General features: G+C 62.1%; 17 protein-coding genes. 9 read left to right on the top strand and 8 right to left on the bottom strand.

Annotated elements, in window-relative coordinates; all coding sequences use genetic code 11:
• Positions 1-256: 256 nt before the first annotated feature.
• The gene (locus tag FNJ47_RS24095; protein WP_163157570.1) at positions 257-1171 is read right to left on the bottom strand and encodes a LysR family transcriptional regulator; all 915 of its coding nucleotides are present in this window, start codon (positions 1169-1171) and stop codon (positions 257-259) included.
• Positions 1172-1300: 129 nt separating this feature from the next.
• Between FNJ47_RS24095 and FNJ47_RS24090 the strand changes: the two genes are divergently transcribed.
• Positions 1301-1852 (top strand): carboxymuconolactone decarboxylase family protein, encoded by a 552-nt coding sequence (locus tag FNJ47_RS24090; protein ID WP_163157568.1) that lies wholly within the window; start codon positions 1301-1303, stop codon positions 1850-1852.
• 188 nt (positions 1853-2040) lie between these two features.
• Positions 2041-2514 carry a nuclear transport factor 2 family protein gene (locus FNJ47_RS24085; RefSeq protein ID WP_163157566.1) on the top strand — a complete coding sequence of 158 codons (474 nt, stop codon included), beginning with the start codon at positions 2041-2043 and terminating at the stop codon, positions 2512-2514.
• A gap of 204 nt (positions 2515-2718) precedes the next feature.
• On the opposite strand, the gene FNJ47_RS24080 is transcribed toward FNJ47_RS24085, so the two are convergent.
• The 5 genes from FNJ47_RS24080 to FNJ47_RS24060 all read right to left on the bottom strand — a co-directional run bounded on the left by FNJ47_RS24080 (position 2719) and on the right by FNJ47_RS24060 (position 7322).
• On the bottom strand, positions 2719-4029 hold the full coding sequence (locus tag FNJ47_RS24080) for an adenylate/guanylate cyclase domain-containing protein (RefSeq protein WP_163157564.1): 1311 nt from the start codon (positions 4027-4029) through the stop codon (positions 2719-2721).
• A gap of 140 nt (positions 4030-4169) precedes the next feature.
• Positions 4170-4703, bottom strand: a complete 534-nt coding sequence (locus tag FNJ47_RS24075; RefSeq protein ID WP_163157562.1) for a hypothetical protein — start codon at positions 4701-4703, stop codon at positions 4170-4172.
• Positions 4704-4935: 232 nt separating this feature from the next.
• Positions 4936-5079, bottom strand: coding sequence for a hypothetical protein (locus tag FNJ47_RS53960; protein ID WP_175068411.1), 144 nt, complete (start codon positions 5077-5079; stop codon positions 4936-4938).
• The gene (locus tag FNJ47_RS24065; protein WP_163157560.1) at positions 5057-5587 is read right to left on the bottom strand and encodes a hypothetical protein; all 531 of its coding nucleotides are present in this window, start codon (positions 5585-5587) and stop codon (positions 5057-5059) included. The genes FNJ47_RS53960 and FNJ47_RS24065 overlap by 23 nt, the downstream gene beginning before the upstream one ends.
• 181 nt (positions 5588-5768) lie before the next feature.
• The gene (locus tag FNJ47_RS24060) at positions 5769-7322 is read right to left on the bottom strand and encodes a winged helix-turn-helix domain-containing protein (protein ID WP_163157558.1); all 1554 of its coding nucleotides are present in this window, start codon (positions 7320-7322) and stop codon (positions 5769-5771) included.
• 163 nt (positions 7323-7485) lie between these two features.
• Between FNJ47_RS24060 and FNJ47_RS24055 the strand changes: the two genes are divergently transcribed.
• The 4 genes from FNJ47_RS24055 (at position 7486) to dapD (ending at position 10877) form a co-directional block, all read left to right on the top strand.
• Positions 7486-8526: an alpha/beta fold hydrolase gene (locus FNJ47_RS24055; protein ID WP_163157557.1), complete on the top strand. Its 1041-nt coding sequence runs from the start codon at positions 7486-7488 to the stop codon at positions 8524-8526.
• 78 nt (positions 8527-8604) lie between these two features.
• Positions 8605-9114, top strand: a complete 510-nt coding sequence (locus FNJ47_RS24050) for a cytochrome P460 family protein (RefSeq protein WP_163157554.1) — start codon at positions 8605-8607, stop codon at positions 9112-9114.
• Between the two features lie 260 nt (positions 9115-9374).
• The gene (locus FNJ47_RS24045; protein ID WP_163157552.1) at positions 9375-9743 is read left to right on the top strand and encodes an ArsC family reductase; all 369 of its coding nucleotides are present in this window, start codon (positions 9375-9377) and stop codon (positions 9741-9743) included.
• Between the two features lie 162 nt (positions 9744-9905).
• Positions 9906-10877 carry a 2,3,4,5-tetrahydropyridine-2,6-dicarboxylate N-succinyltransferase gene (gene dapD, locus FNJ47_RS24040; RefSeq protein WP_163157550.1) on the top strand — a complete coding sequence of 324 codons (972 nt, stop codon included), beginning with the start codon at positions 9906-9908 and terminating at the stop codon, positions 10875-10877.
• 68 nt (positions 10878-10945) lie between these two features.
• On the opposite strand, the gene FNJ47_RS24035 is transcribed toward dapD, so the two are convergent.
• Together FNJ47_RS24035 and FNJ47_RS24030 are read right to left on the bottom strand one after the other, a co-directional pair.
• A complete protein-coding gene (locus FNJ47_RS24035; RefSeq protein ID WP_163157548.1) occupies positions 10946-11563 on the bottom strand; it encodes a hypothetical protein in 618 nt (205 codons plus the stop codon).
• Positions 11564-11580: 17 nt separating this feature from the next.
• Positions 11581-12183: a PAS domain-containing protein gene (locus FNJ47_RS24030; RefSeq protein WP_163157546.1), complete on the bottom strand. Its 603-nt coding sequence runs from the start codon at positions 12181-12183 to the stop codon at positions 11581-11583.
• 340 nt (positions 12184-12523) lie between these two features.
• On the opposite strand from FNJ47_RS24030, the gene FNJ47_RS24025 reads away from it, so the two are divergent.
• The 3 genes from FNJ47_RS24025 to FNJ47_RS24015 are packed head-to-tail and all read left to right on the top strand — an operon-like array spanning position 12524 to position 15275.
• Positions 12524-13279 carry an ABC transporter ATP-binding protein gene (locus FNJ47_RS24025; RefSeq protein WP_050419084.1) on the top strand — a complete coding sequence of 252 codons (756 nt, stop codon included), beginning with the start codon at positions 12524-12526 and terminating at the stop codon, positions 13277-13279.
• The gene (locus tag FNJ47_RS24020; RefSeq protein ID WP_163157544.1) at positions 13272-14015 is read left to right on the top strand and encodes an ABC transporter ATP-binding protein; all 744 of its coding nucleotides are present in this window, start codon (positions 13272-13274) and stop codon (positions 14013-14015) included. The genes FNJ47_RS24025 and FNJ47_RS24020 overlap by 8 nt, the downstream gene beginning before the upstream one ends.
• Positions 14016-14054: 39 nt before the next feature.
• Positions 14055-15275, top strand: coding sequence for an ABC transporter substrate-binding protein (locus FNJ47_RS24015; protein WP_163157542.1), 1221 nt, complete (start codon positions 14055-14057; stop codon positions 15273-15275).
• Positions 15276-15295 lie beyond the last annotated feature (20 nt).

Genomic DNA, 15295 nt, shown 5'->3' with positions numbered 1-15295 from the left:
GAGCCGTGCAGGGAACAACGTGCTCTGTCCGCGATCAACCCCTTCCACGAATCCCGCCATCGCCCGTCCCCGTCGATTCACCGGAGAATACTAATAGTAGAGGCGGAGTTTTCACACGGCCTGGGCCCAAAACCGGAAGTTCGGACCATGCAAGACCATTTTGCCACCCTAGTCGTTCTCCTCGTCTGCGGTCCCATCCGTTAGACAACGAAACGGTATCCGCGCCAAGCAGGCTTCGTCGGTACGATTTCGTATCTTACGCCTTGGGGCGATCAGCAAGCTGAGAAAGCCTGGCGCGAAGCCGCGGGGCCGCGAAATCGATGAAGCTGCGCGTCTTTAACGGCAGCATTTTTTGATTTGCATAGATAATGCTCACCGGCACGGGGGCAGGCTCAAACGAACTGAGAACGACCTGTAGCTTGCCGTCGGCGATCGCTTGTGCGGCCTGATAGGACAGAACTCGGGTAACGCCGACACCCGCAGTCGCCGCATCGATCGCTGCTTCTGCGGTGTTGACGGACAGGCGCGACCGGATTGGCAGCACTTCACCGTTCTTGCCTCCGAACGACCACGACGCCCCTGCATTTAAGGCCTCGAAGGTAATGACGGAGAGTTTTTGAAGATCGCGCGGCGCTTTCGGGACACCATTTGCCGCGAAATAACGTGGACTTCCGCAAGTGATCTGACGCACGACGCCCACTTGCGTTGCAATCATAGAGCTGTCGTGCAGGCGGCCGATCCGTACAGCCAGATCGATGTCGTCATCGAGCAGATGAGCATTTCTATCAGAGAGGAGCGTCCGGATGTCGATGTCCGGATATTTGGCGAGAAACTCGCTGATAACAGGGACGACATGGAGCCTGCCAAAGACGATGGGCGCGGATATGACGAGCTCGCCCTTCGGAGCGACGTATTCGCCGGCAACCTTTCGCTCGGCGTCCGCGATCTCCTCAAGGATGCGCTTGCAAGCAGACAGGTAGTCCTGCCCCGCGTCCGTGAGAGCAACCCGTCGGGTGGACCTGTTCAACAGCCGCGTGCCGAGATGTGATTCCAGCTCTGCGAGCTTTCGACTGACGGTGGGAAGAGGCTGACCCAAAGCACGTGCGGCCGCGGTGAAGCCACCCTTGTCGACCACGGCCACGAGGATCGTCATCGCTTCCAAACGATCCAATTGACTATCTCACCCGGTAAGACGATGTCTCTCGAAATTACAGCATTATAGTTCTCTGTGGAAGGATCTATCTCCGTCGTGAGCCGATCGAACCGGCTTGTCACTTTCTAACTAACGAAGGAGATCGCTATGTCCCGCCTTACTATTCCCGCTCTGGACGATGCGCCAGAGGCCTCTAAGCCGATCCTGGATGCCGTTAAGACGCAGCTCGGCGTCGTCCCCAACATGTTCCGCCTGTTCTCCAGCAGCCCGGCCGCGCTGAAAGGCTTAACCAGTCTCAGCGGAGCTCTCACGAAGAGTCTGGATGTCAAAACCCGCGAACGTATCGCGCTCGCCGTGGCCCAGGTGAACGGCTGCAACTACTGTCTGTCGGCCCACACCTATCTCGGGCTAAACTTCGCCAAGATCAGCCCGGAGGAGATCGCTCTCAACCGGAAAGGTTCTTCCAGCGATCCGAAGGCCGCTGCCGCCGTTCACTTCGCCGCAAAGGTAGCCGAAACGCGCGGCCACGTCAGCGACGAAGATCTCGTCGCGGTTCGCAAGGCTGGATACAGCGATGCTCAGGTGCTCGAGATCGTCGCCCTGGTTGTGGAGAACGTCTTCACGAACTTCGTCAATGAGGTCGCCAAGACCGATATCGATTTCCCGGTAGTGCAAGCGAACGACCTCAAAGCCGCCTGATAAGTGCCCCGAGCCGACGACTTCGCCGTCGACTCGGGTGCTCTCTGGAGCCGCAAAAGTGATTTAGGGTTGCTGGAAATCGCGTTAGCCCGCGCAAGCCCTTGGCGCCCACCCGTGCGCGCCTGAGCGTTTTCGAGACCCCGATCCCCAACTTACGAAACAGAGCTCGCCACAACAGGAGACTGACAATGGAAGCCGAACGTCCACCAGTGCCACCTTTCACGATGACTGAGAGCGCTGTACTGAAGGTCCGCCTTGCCGAAGACGCGTGGAACAGTCGCGATCCCGCCCAGGTATCGCTGGGCTACACGCCAGATAGCCGCCGGCGAAACCGCGCGGAATTCGTCGAGGGTCGCGATCAGATTCAGTCATTCCTCACTCGGAAATGGGCCCGCGAACTCGACTATCGCCTGATAAAAGAATTGTGGGCCTACACGGGTCATCGGATTGCGGTGCGGTTCGCTTATGAATGGCACGATGACAGTCGGAATTGGTTCAGGTCGTATGGCAACGAGAATTGGGAATTTGAGCCGAACGGCCTGATGCGCCGGCGTTACGCGTGCATCAACGACCTGCTGATAAAGCCCGAGGATCGTTTGTTCCATTGGCCTCTTGGCCGGCGCCCCGACGATCATCCGTCACTGAGCGACCTCGGGTTGTGAGGGCGCTTCAACTGTCTCGTGCTGTTGGGCGTTGGGTTTGGTACCAGCTATTGGACGCTGTGCATGCAATTGGTCGCCTTTGGGTCAAAGGCTGCCCCCGGCAGCCAGTATGCCGTTGGTCGGGTCACCTCTCGGAAGCGGACATCGGGTGATAGCGTCTCGGCTTTTTTAGGCGCAATCGGCAGCCTCCCCCGGGAACTTAGTTCAAGCGAGGGCTGCAAATAGGCGCATAGGCTCGGCGAGTCCCTTAAGCTCGGCCCGACCTTGGTCGACGAACTTGAGGCCAGCACCTGCGACGAGGTCTTTTACCGTGCTCGAGGCCAGAACTTCGCTCGCTTTCGCATGCTGAGCTACCCGTGCCGCGATGTGCACAGCAATGCCGCCCACATCGTCGCCCATCATTTCGACTTCACCGGTGTGGACGCCCGCCCGAACTTCGATATCGAGCGGTCGCACCGCGCTGACGATCCTCTGGGCGCAGCGGACAGCGCGCGCCGGGCCGTCGAACAGTGCCAGAAATCCGTCCCCTGTAGTTTTAACTTCGCGTCCGCGATGCCGCTCCAGTTCCGAACGCACCGCCTCATGATGCGCTTCCAGAGTTGAACGCCACTGCCTGTCGCCCACCAAAGTGGCTTTCCTTGTCGAATCGACGATATCGGTGAACAGCACAGTCGAGAGGACGCGATCAACGTCGATGGCAGTGGCGGAAACACCCATGAATTGTCTGATTTCCTCGACAAGCCGATCCTGATCTCCTGACCATGCGAGGTGATCGCTACCCGGTAGTTCGATGTAGCGCGCGTGAGAAATTCTATCCCCAAGCTCGCGGCCGGCGGCTGCACGAATGCGCACGTCGTCGCGGCGATGCATGACCAGCGTAGGAACACGGATCGACGGCAGGATGGCCGTTACGTCGATCTCTTGGTTCATGCGCATCAGGTTGATAACGTCAGACGGGCTGGCCGCCGAGCGCTCGAACTTGGCGAAGCGCTCTATGGCCCCGGGAATTGCGGCTGCCGACGGGGAGAAACTGGGTAGACTCTTGCCGGTACCCCAGTTGGACCGGATATCGCGCTCCAATCTCGGAAAATCGTCAAACGGAACGGATGCGCCAACCGTGCGCGCATATGTGCCGAACAGGATGAGACCCTCGACCCGTTCCGGGTAGGTAGCCGCGAATAGGATCGACATCGGCCCGCCCTCCGAGAGACCGAACAAGTAGGCCCTTTTAGAACCCGAGGCGTCGAGAACGGCGCGGATATCGTCGATCCTTTCATCGAGATGCGGGACCCCAACGCCACGATCGCTGAGACCCGTGCCGCGTTTGTCGAATCGGATCAGGCGGGAGAACGAACCGAGATTGTTCAGGAAGCGGGCGGCGGTAGGATTCTCCCACGACAGCTCCAGATGCGATACAAAGCCCGGCGTCATGAGCAAATCCGGACCATCCTGTCCGGATATCTGGTACGCGACGAAGACCTCGCCGCTGGTCACATAGCGCGTCTCGACAACCATGGCTTCCCGCCAGCCTAGCCCGTTGGAAGCCTACGGCTAACGGCCGAGCAGTGCAATTGATCGGAATAGGCTCATAGGCCGTGTGGCGTTCGCTAAAGGGCGGCGTTGCGCGCTGCGTCGGATTGGGTCACAAGCGGCGGTCACCGCAACCGCCCTACAACGTCCGGCGTCCCGCAGACGGGCGACATTGTGGCGGCTGCTGCGTTGCCCGGGTCGGGGCCAAGACGTGGCGCAACTTCGCAGATGGTCTCCCGGCTCATTCCAATTGCATGGAATGTCTTTCCGCAAGGAGCCGTTTCGACGAACGCCTCATAGAATTTCTCTCGGGGGTATTTATCGATCTCGGCCTGAAGCCTCTTGTACACGACACGGACGTAGAGGATTTTGTTTCCAAGCAGAACGTCGAGAGACGCGTTGCTCGGCTGGAAATCTGGCATCGAGCAACAGTTCGGATGGCTCGCCAGATAGGATTTCGGCGTATCTGCCGGGAGATAGTCGCCGATCCTGTACGCTTCATGCGCTATCGCACGCTCGAACAGCTCTTGATTGGAAAGGTACCGCATCCGAAGATAGCAAAATCCAGTCAGGTTCAACACGAGCAAGGCGAAGCTCGCCATGATCGCGATCAAAATAGATCTGGCCATTGAGGTTTCTGCACCATTTGTCTCGCGCAACGCACCCTCGCGACATTCGAACTTAGCTCCCAAGCGGCTGCACGCTGCAAGCGGCAATTCCCGCACAAATCAGCCGTAGGTCGTGCGGTTTTGTGTGGATTATAGGCAGGCACTACTGCGCCCCGACCGTCAGGTCGATGCCGCCGGGCAGACTGGAGCGGTGTACCCCGGGTGAGTGATCGTCGCGCCCTCGGAGCGGCGTCAATCCGGGACGCCGGCAGCCTTGAGGGCTTCACGATAGATCGCGGACATCGATTGCCCCCGGGAGCGGAATCCGCGACAGGAAACCGGAGATTGTGAACTCCGGGTCGACCTTGAGCAGTTCGCGCGCGATCCGGGTCGCGCGTGCGTTGTCACCGGTCTTCACCAGCGCCACGATCAGGACGCGCAACGCCACCGCGAAACGGTGGTTCCGCGCCAGCGCCTTGTCGGCCTTGCCCTCTGCTCATGCCAATGATCTCGCCGTCTGGTCCGACAAGTGCCCCAAATAATAAAAGAAAGGGGCAACCAAGCCAAAGATAGAATCCCAACCTTGCGCTCTTCACCGCCAACTCCGCGTCTACGACATGCATCGAATTGATCGTGATGGTTGAGACGGCGAGCGCTGCAGCAAGGCCCGCAAAGATCAATTTGAGATAAGGCGGCATCGGCATAACGGAAAGCAGCATCAAGGGATTGGCGAACCAGCCGAACTGCCACTTCGAGACACCGAGGGGGCCAAAGAATAGGAACCACCAGCCGATCCATCGCTCCTCAGTGAGGGGTAGGCCGTGGTTGGTTTCAACAGTCACGACCACAGGCAGAAACAGCGACGCGGCAAATAGGATAAGCGCCGCGACATAAAGCATTGTCTGCAACATTAAAGCGCGGCCATTCGAAATCATTGCTGCTTAGCCCATTCACGCCAACCCGTAGGGCTTGTTTACGGGAGGTTACGTGTATTGTCTCTCGACTTATATGAAGGGTTGCAGCCTGTTATGCGCTGAGGGAAACAGACAGTTAAAATCCGTTTCGGCAAGCTGTCGTAACCGGATGGTGAATGATCGTCGCGTCCTCAGAGCAGCGTCAATCCGGGACGCCGGCCGCCTTCAGCGTTTCGCGATAGGTCGCGGACATCGATTGCACCGGAAACGGAATCCGCGACAGGAAGCCGGAGATCGTGAACTCCGGATCGACCTTGAGCAGTTCGCGCGCGATCTGGGTGGCGCGCTCGCGCTCGCCGGTCTTCACCAGCGCCACGATCAGGACGCGCAGGGCGACTGCGAAGCGGCGGTTCTGCGCCAGGGCCTTGTCGGCCCACATCACCGCCTCGGCAAAATTCTGGTCGAGCACCGCGCAGATCGCGAGCGCCGCGGAGGCGAACCAGCCGCGCGGGTCACGCGGGTTGAGCCGCTGCGCGCGCTCGATCATGGCGCGGCCGGTCGTCTGGTTGCCGCGCATCGCTTCGATCCAGCCGCCGAGCACGAGCGCCATCGCCGAGTTGGGATTGATCGCAAGCGAGCGTTCGAACAATTCGCGCGCGGGCTCGATCTCGTCGGCCATGTTCCAGATCGCGAACGCCGCCATCCACAGCACCTGCGGATCACCGGGCGTGAGCTCCACCGCACGCCAGGCCTGTGCGACCGCGCGCTCCCGATAGGCGTCGTTCGGCTTCAGCCAGCCCTGGACATGGCGCATCGCATGGCAATAGGCCGATGCCGCGAGCGCCGGCGCATAGTTGGGATCGAGCGCCAGCGCCTGGTCGAGGCAGTCGAGCGCGGCTTCCATGCTCTCGGACGTGAACTCGTAGCGCAGGCTATAGGCGCGCAGCAGCAGGTCGTAGGCGGCGAGCTTGTCGGGCGGCGCTGCGCGCACCCGCTCGGCCTCCGCGACCAGCATGGTCGGCTCGATCGCGCCGACCACGTTCTCGGTGATGCGATCCTGCAGGTCGAACACGTCGGTCGCAGCGCCGTCAAAGCGATCCGCCCACAGATGCGCGCCGGAGCTGGCGTCGATCAACTGCCCGGTGATGCGCAACCTGTCGCCGCCGCGGCGGACGCTGCCCTCGAGCACATAGCCGACGCCGAGCTCGCGCCCGACCTGGCGGATATCGACCGCCTTGCCCTTGTAGGTGAAGGCGGAGTTGCGCGCGATCACGGTGAGGCGGCTGCAACGGGCGAGCGCGGTGGTGATGTCCTCGGCGATCCCGTCGGCGAAATAATCCTGCTCGGGATCGCCGCTCATATTGGTGAAGGGCAGCACCGCGATCGACGGGCCCTCGCTCGGCCTTGGCGGAGTGGCGTTATCAGCAACCGGACGAGCAGGCGCACTGTCCTCCCGGACATCGCCGACAAAGCGGAGGCCTTTGCGGGGCAGGGTGCGGATCAGCCGCTGCTCCTCGCCATTGTCGCCGATCGCGGTCCGCGCGGCGTTGACCCGGCTGCTCAGGGTCGCTTCCGAGACGATCCGGCCGTGCCAGACCGCGGCCAGCACCTCGTCGCGGCTGACCACCCGGTCGCGGGCACGGATCAGGAATTCCAGGAGGTCGAAGACCTGCGGCTCGACGGCCACCAGGGCATCGCCGCGGTGCAGCTCCCGGCGCTCGGAATCGAGGGTCAAGTCGTTGAAATGGTAGGTCAAATTGGCTGGTCCGGCGGCCGGTGGCTGAGTCCGCGGCGGAACCTAGCACAGGCCGCCCGGAGCCAAAATCACGACGGTCTGAAGGACAAATCCACGTCCTCTGAAAGCGGACGGGGGCGGTCTCTGCAATATTGAATTCGACACCAGACGTAAGGAGATCGCCATGTCCCAATCCATCAATCAGCAACGCCGCCGCTTCCTCGGCATCGCCGGCGGGATCCTCGCCGTTTCCAGGCTCGGCTTGATCGGAGCGGCCAGCGCGCAATCCAAGCCGGCGCTGCCGGCGGTCAAGGCCGGCGGCCACACCTCGATCGGCCCGGTCAAGCAGATCAATGCCGGCGTGCTCGATCCCGGTTATGTCGAGATGGGGCCGGCGTCGGGTCCCGCCGTCATCCTGCTGCACGGCTGGCCCTACGACATCCACAGCTATGCCGACGTCGCGCCGGCGCTGGCGGATGCCGGCTATCGCGTGATCGTGCCGTATCTGCGCGGCTACGGCACCACGCGCTTCCTTTCCAGCGACACGATGCGCAGCGGCCAGCCGGTGGCGGTCGCCGCCGACATCATCGCGCTGATGGACGCCTTGAAGATCGAGAAGGCCGTGCTCGGCGGCTATGATTGGGGTGCGCGCACCGCCAACATCATGGCGGTGCTGTGGCCCGAGCGCTGCAAGGCCATGGTGTCGGTCAGCGGTTACCTGATCGGCAGCCAGGCGGCCGGCAAGATGCCGCTGCCGCCGAAGGCCGAGCTGCAATGGTGGTACCAGTTCTATTTCGCGACCGAGCGTGGCCGCGAGGGCTATGCCAAGAACCGGCACGACTTCAACAGACTGATCTGGCAGCTCGCTTCGCCGCAGTGGAAGTTCGACGACGCCACCTATGATCGCAGCGCGGCCGCATTCGAAAACCCCGACCATGTCGATATCGTGATCCACAATTACCGCTGGCGGCTCGGCCTCGCCGAGGGCGAAGCGAAGTACGACGCCTTCGAGAAGACGCTGGCCGAGGCGCCTGTCATCGCGATCCCGACCATCACGATGGAAGGCGATGCCAACGGCGCGCCGCATCCGGAGCCATCAGCCTATGCCAAGAAGTTCTCCGGGCATTACGAGCATCGGCAGCTCGCCGGCGGCATCGGCCACAATCTGCCGCAGGAAGCGCCGCAGGCCTTCGTCCAGGCCATCATCGACGTCAGCAAGGCCTAGAGCGTTTTCGAGCGAAGTGGATACCGGTTCGCGTGAAGAAAGCGCGTCAAACAAGAATCGAGAGCGCGGACAAGTATCATGAGACAGGTTGTGAAATGGGCATCTGCCGCGATCGCGGCAGCCTGCATCAGCGCATCATTGCCGTTTGCCGTCGGGCATGCCGATGATGCGGCACTGGGGTCGCCGATCTTCGGCGTGAAAATTCCCGAGGGCTATCGCGACTGGAAGCTGATCGCGGTCGGCGAGGAAACCGGGCTCGACGAACTGCGCAGCGTGCTCGGCAATGCGACGGCCGTGAAGGCCTATCAGGATGGCGCTGCGCGTTTCCCCGACGGCACCGTGCTGGTCAAGCTCGCCTGGAAACGCAAGCCGGTTGCGGGCCTCAATGGCGCCTTCATCACGGGGCCGGCAACCACCGTGCAGGTCATGGTCAAGGATACGGCCAAATATGCCGCGACCGGCGGCTGGGGTTTCGGCCGCTTCATCGACGGCAAGCCGGTCGATGCCGCGCAGCACGAGACGTGCTTCGCCTGCCACGAGGCCCACGCCAGCGATCACGATTTCGTCTTCACGCATGACGCACACTGAGCGCGCGCAATATCGGTGTGGAGATCGCTTCGTCTCGCCATAACCCCGCGGTCATCGCCCGGCTCGACCGGGCGATCCAGTATTCCAGAGGCGGCTGTGGGATACGGAGATGCCGCGGCGTACTGGGTCCCCCGGTCGAGCCGGGGGACGACACCGAGTATGGGGACTCCGCCTTCACGTCCCTCGTGGCGCTGTTCGATCTGGCGCTGTGATGGCTGCGGGGCTAGTTTCCCCGCAGCAATCGCATATGGGGAACGGCTTTGACCATCACCATCTACGGCATCAAGAACTGCGACACCATGAAGAAGGCGCGCAGCTGGCTCGACGAACATGGCGTCACCTATGACTTCCACGACTACAAGACCGCTGGGATCGCCAAGGACAAGCTCAAGCAGTGGAGCGACGAGGTCGGCTGGGAGACGCTGCTCAACCGCGCCGGCACCACCTTCAAGAAGCTGCCCGATGCCGACAAGGAAGGGCTGAACGAGCGCAAGGCGCTGGCGCTGATGGCCGAGCAGCCGTCGATGATCAAGCGTCCGGTGCTCGATCTCGGACCGAAGCGCGTCGTCGGCTTCAAGCCGGATATCTATGCCAAGGAAGTGCCGGCGAAGGCGCGCAAGAAGGGCTGACGCGTTTCGTGCGCCCGCCGGTTTGGAGTAGCCTGCCGACAATCCCCGAAGAATCCGTCGAAAATGACCCAAAGCGGACATGCCTGAGCGTCCGGAAGTTGCCATTTCCACGAGAACTCGCGTATGCACTATGTTTGGGATCGTTAGGTGTGAGAAATTCAAATGGCGATGGAACTAAGGGGCGCGAGAGGCGAGGGATTTGCGACGATTGCCGCTGATGGTCGCGTGCTGGATTCCTGGTTTCTTCGGCTGAGCCTGGTTGAGGATGCCGGCAAGACGGCAACGGTACGGCTGGCGAGCGACGAGATCAGCAGATCGTTGGGGGCCTCGGCCGACGGATATGCGCGACACGACGACGTCCGCAATGTCGACATCGTTGCCATTCGCACAGAAATTGACTCCCTTGCATCTGCGCCGACCGACGTGCACGACGCATATCTTCGACTCCATCTCCTGAGCCACCGGCTCGTCCAGCCGAATTGCCAGAACCTTGACGGAATTTTCGGTCTGTTGCCGAACGTTGCCTGGACCACATTCGGTCCCTGCGAAAGTGCGCGTGTAGCGGAAGCGCGAATCGTGGCGCGCAAGCGTGGCCTTGGGTTCGAGGTGACCGGCGTGGACAAGTTTCCGCGCATGACTGACTATGTGACGCATGCGGACGTGAGAATTGCAGATGCGGACCGGGTCAGGCTCGGAGCCTATTTGGCTGCCGGAACGACCGTCATGCATGAAGGCTTCTGCAATTTTAATGCGGGTACGCTCGGTCCCTGCATGGTCGAAGGCCGGATCAGCGCCGGTGTCGTCGTGGCAAGCGGCAGCGACATTGGTGGCGGAGCGTCGATCATGGGCACGCTGTCCGGAGGCGGGAAAGAGCGGATTACAGTTGGTGAGCGCTGCCTGATCGGAGCCAACGCCGGTATCGGCATTTCATTGGGTGACGATTGTATCGTCGAAGCGGGCTGCTATGTCACGGCGGGCGCGCGCATCCTGTTGGAAGACGGCCGGGTACTGAAAGCCAAAGAACTCTCGGGCCAGAAGGGCCTGCTCTTCCGTCGCAACTCCCAGAGCGGGGCGCTCGAGGCAACCCGACGCACGCCGAATTGGGACGGCCTCAACGCGCAACTTCACGGCTAGGCAGTTCACGCGAAGATCTCGTCGGCGACAGTGGTGGCGCGTCAGCCGCCTGAGTCTGCGTCCGGGACCTAGATCAGTTCGACGGAATCCCGGCTCGCCGGACGATCTGCCGGCACGAACCTGCGGTCGATCACCGCCCGGACGGTGATGACGGGTACCGATTTCGGCGTCACGCCCATCAGATTGCGCAGCCGGAAGCCACCCTCGATGCTGATCGCCTTGTACGAGCCGATGATGTGCTCAACACTGTCGCCACGTCCGAACGGCAGCAGCAGCCGCTCATAGGAGACATCCTTGCCATCGGCGTCGGTGACCTCCGCGACCGTGTAGGTCGGACGCTTGCGCGTCAGGCAGGCGCGATAGGAGAGGATCACGCCGGCATAGCGCTCCGGGCCGATCGCGTCATCGAGATAGCGGTTCGTGCGCAGCCGCGGCTCGACATGCTCGTTGCCATAGGCGGTGGTCAGCCGCGCGCCTTCCTGCGTGATCATGAAACGGGCGGCGTCGCCGCTGCCCTCGACGTCAAAGCCCATCATGTCGGCCCGCTCGTCGGCGCTGCCCTCGGTGTGGAAGTCGCACAGCATGGGAAGCGCGTCCGGTGTGCGTACGGCGCGCAGCCAGGCGTTCAGCAGCACCCGCTGCGTGATCGATTTGACCACCGATGGATCGGCACTTCTGAATGGCATCGTGTGAGATATCCGGGCTAGCCGAATTCAAGCACATCCCCGGGCGGGATGCGGCCGGGGGCGCGGTGGAACAGGTCGCGGTCGATGATCGCGCACAGCTTGAAGTTCGGCAGCGCGTCGTTGCCGCGCATCAGGTTGCGGATTTCGAAACTGCCGTTCTCGCTGATCGTCTTCAGCGACGCGACGAGATGCGTGACGGGACCGCCATCCGAGAACGGCAGCAGCAGCCGTTCATAGGCCACGACGTGACCGTAGATGTCGTCGATATCGGTGATGGTGTAGGCGGGGAGCTGCCGCACGATGCATTCGTGGTAGACCGGCATCACGATCGCCGCGAGCCGCGGTCCGAGATAGTCGTCGAGCAGGCGGCCCTTGCCGCTGTGTCCATAGGCGGTCGCCATCCGCGTGCCATCGCTCTCGATCGTCAACCGCGGCGGCTGCGCCGCTGCGTCGACGGTGAAGAAAACGGTGTCCGGCAGATCTTCCTCGATTCGCTCCGGCTGAAACTCGTCGAAGCGCGGCATCGTCTGGCCACGGGCATAAAGCCGCAGCCACGTGTTGAGGAAATCACGCTGGCGGATCGACTTGATGACCGAGGAATTGGCGCTCTCGAAATGCAAGGCTGTAGCCGTTCATAATGTAATGGCGGGAGCTTCGGCCGAGAGGCGGAAATATTCTATGAAAGGGAAAGACCTGAGCAAAACACGCTTAATGGCGGCTTTCCGAGGCGCAAAGCGTGCTCAAAAGCCATTCGACTAAGGATCAACCGGAACTGGTCGTGCCAATACTGCACTGCACAGCTTTCCACCTTGCGTAACTGCCGCAGATGACGGCATATTCCGGCCCGGAGGCGACGGGCCCCGGACGGTTTCCAAGACGTTGCGGACAACCTGTCGAACATGAAAAAAGCTGGCCACGCGGGCGAGGGGCTTCGCGGCGATGGCGTATGGGGGAATCTTTTTGGCCGATGAGTTCATTCTCGAAACCAGCGGATTGACCAAGGAATTCGCGGGTTTCTTCGCCGTTCGCGACGTCGCGCTGAAGGTGCGTCGCGGCAGTATCCATGCGTTGATCGGGCCGAACGGCGCCGGCAAGACGACCTGTTTCAACCTGCTGACCAAATTCCTGAAGCCGACGGGCGGCCAGATTCGCTACAAGGGCCAGGACATCACCGCGATGCCGCCGGCCGATGTGGCGCGGCTCGGGCTGGTCCGCTCGTTCCAGATTTCGGCGGTATTTCCGCATCTGACCGCGCTGGAAAACGTGCGCGTGGCGCTGCAGCGCCAGCACGGCTCGTCGTTCGATTTCTGGCGCTCGAAGAGCGTGCTCGACCGCTTCAATCCGCGCGCCCATGAGCTCCTGAACGACGTCGGTTTGAGCGAATTCGCCAACACGCCGGCGGTCGAGATGCCGTACGGCCGCAAGCGCGCACTTGAAATTGCAACGACGCTCGCGCTCGACCCCGAGATGATGCTGCTCGACGAGCCGATGGCCGGCATGGGCCATGAGGACATCGACAAGATCGCAGCGCTGATCAAGCGGATCTCGGCCAAGTACACCATCCTGATGGTCGAACATAACCTCTCGGTCGTGGCCAACCTTTCCGACATCATCACCGTGCTGACGCGCGGGCAGGTGCTGGCGGAAGGCAACTACGCCGACCTCTCCAAGGACGAGCGCGTAAAGGAAGCCTATCTGGGAGCGGGTCATGGCTGAGGCAAAACTCGCGGAAAAGCCTGTGGCTGCGACCGGCGCCGAGGTGCTGACGGTCAAGGATCTGCAAGCCTGGTACGGCGAATCCCACATCCTTCACGGCATCAATTTCAACGTGAAGGCGGGCGAGGTGGTGACGCTGCTCGGCCGCAACGGCGCCGGCAAGACCACCACGCTGAAGTCGATCATGGGTGTGATCGGCAAGCGCTCCGGCTCGATCCGCTTCGACAACAAGGAGATCATCCGCACCACTTCGGACAAGATCGCGCGGCTCGGCATCGCATTCTGCCCCGAAGAGCGCGGCATCTTCTCGAGCCTCGACGTGCGCGAGAATTTGCTGCTGCCGCCGGTGGTGCGCCCGGGCGGCCTGCCGCTCGACCAGATCTTCACGCTGTTTCCCAATCTGAGGGAGCGTCTCACCAGCCAGGGCACCAAGCTCTCGGGCGGCGAGCAGCAGATGCTGGCGATTGCGCGCATCCTGCGCACCGGCGCGCGGTTCCTGATGCTGGACGAGCCGACCGAAGGCCTGGCGCCGGTCATCATCCAGCAGATCGGGCACACCATTGCGCGCCTGAAGTCGCAGGGATTCACGATCCTGCTGGTCGAGCAGAATTTCCGTTTCGCCTCCACGGTCGCCGACCGCTACTACATCGTCGAGCACGGCAAGGTGATCGACGGCTTCGCCAATTCCGAGCTGTCGGCCAACATGGACAAGCTGCATACCTATCTCGGCGTCTGATCGCCCGAGCCAGAAAATTTAAGGACTGAGGGAATCCCCATGAGAAACAAGATTTCTGCGCTTCTGCTCGGCACCGCGATGGCGCTCAGCGTCGCAAGCATTGCCTCCGCCGACGACAAGGTCGTCAAGATCGGCGTCTTGTCGGATCAGTCCGGCCTCTACGCCGACCTCGCAGGTCCCGGCTCGACGCTGGCGGCGCAGATGGCGATCGAGGATTCCGGCCTCAAGGCCAAGGGCTGGACCATCGACCTGATCTCCGGCGATCACCAGAACAAGCCCGATATCGGCACCACCATCGCGCGCCAGTGGTTCGACGTCGACAAGGTCGACACCATCGTCGACGTGCCGAATTCCGGCGTCGCGCTCGCGGTGAATAACGTCGTGAAGGAAAAGAACGGCGTCTACATCAATTCGGGCGCTGCGACCTCGGACCTCACCAACGCGCAGTGCACGCCGAACACGGTGCACTGGACCTACGACACCTACATGCTGGCGCACGCCACCGGCCAGGCGCTGGTGAAGGCGGGCGGGGACACCTGGTTCTTCCTGACCGCGGACTACGCGTTCGGCGCGGCGCTCGAGCGCGACACCACCGCCGTCATCACCGCCAACGGCGGCAAGGTGGTCGGTGGCGTCAAGCATCCGCTCAACACCGCCGACTTCTCCTCGTTCCTGCTGCAGGCGCAGGCCTCCAAGGCCAAGATCATTGGTCTCGCCAACGCCGGCGGCGACACCACCAACTCGATCAAGCAGGCGGCCGAGTTCGGCATCGTCAAGGGCGGCCAGAAGCTCGCGGCGCTGCTGCTGTTCCTCACCGACGTCAAGGCGATCGGCTTGGAGACCGCGCAGGGCCTGAACTTCACCGAGACCTTCTACTGGGACCTCAACGACAACACCCGCGCCTTCTCCAAGCGCTTCTCGGAGAAGCTGAAGAGCGGCGCGCCCCCGACCATGGTGCAGGCCGGCGTCTATGCGGGCCTGCTGCATTACTTCAAGGCGCTGGATGCGCTCGGCGGCAATCCGCATGACGGCGCCAAGGTGGTCGCGAAGATGAAGACGATGCCGACCGACGATCCGCTGTTCGGCAAGGGCGAGGTCGAGGCCAACGGCCGAGTCACCCACGATGCCTATCTGTTCGAGGTGAAGAAGCCCTCGGAGTCCAAGGGGCCGTGGGACTTCTACAAGCTGGTCGGCACCGTGCCGGGCAACCAGGCCTTCACGCCGCTCGACAAGAGCGCCTGTGCGCTTCTGAAGAAGTGACGCTCATGCCCGCCGGCCAT

Origin of the sequence: Bradyrhizobium uaiense (assembly GCF_010811875.1) — a bacterium.
GTDB lineage: Bacteria > Pseudomonadota > Alphaproteobacteria > Rhizobiales > Xanthobacteraceae > Bradyrhizobium > Bradyrhizobium uaiense.
This window is presented reverse-complemented; position numbering and strand designations above follow the sequence as displayed.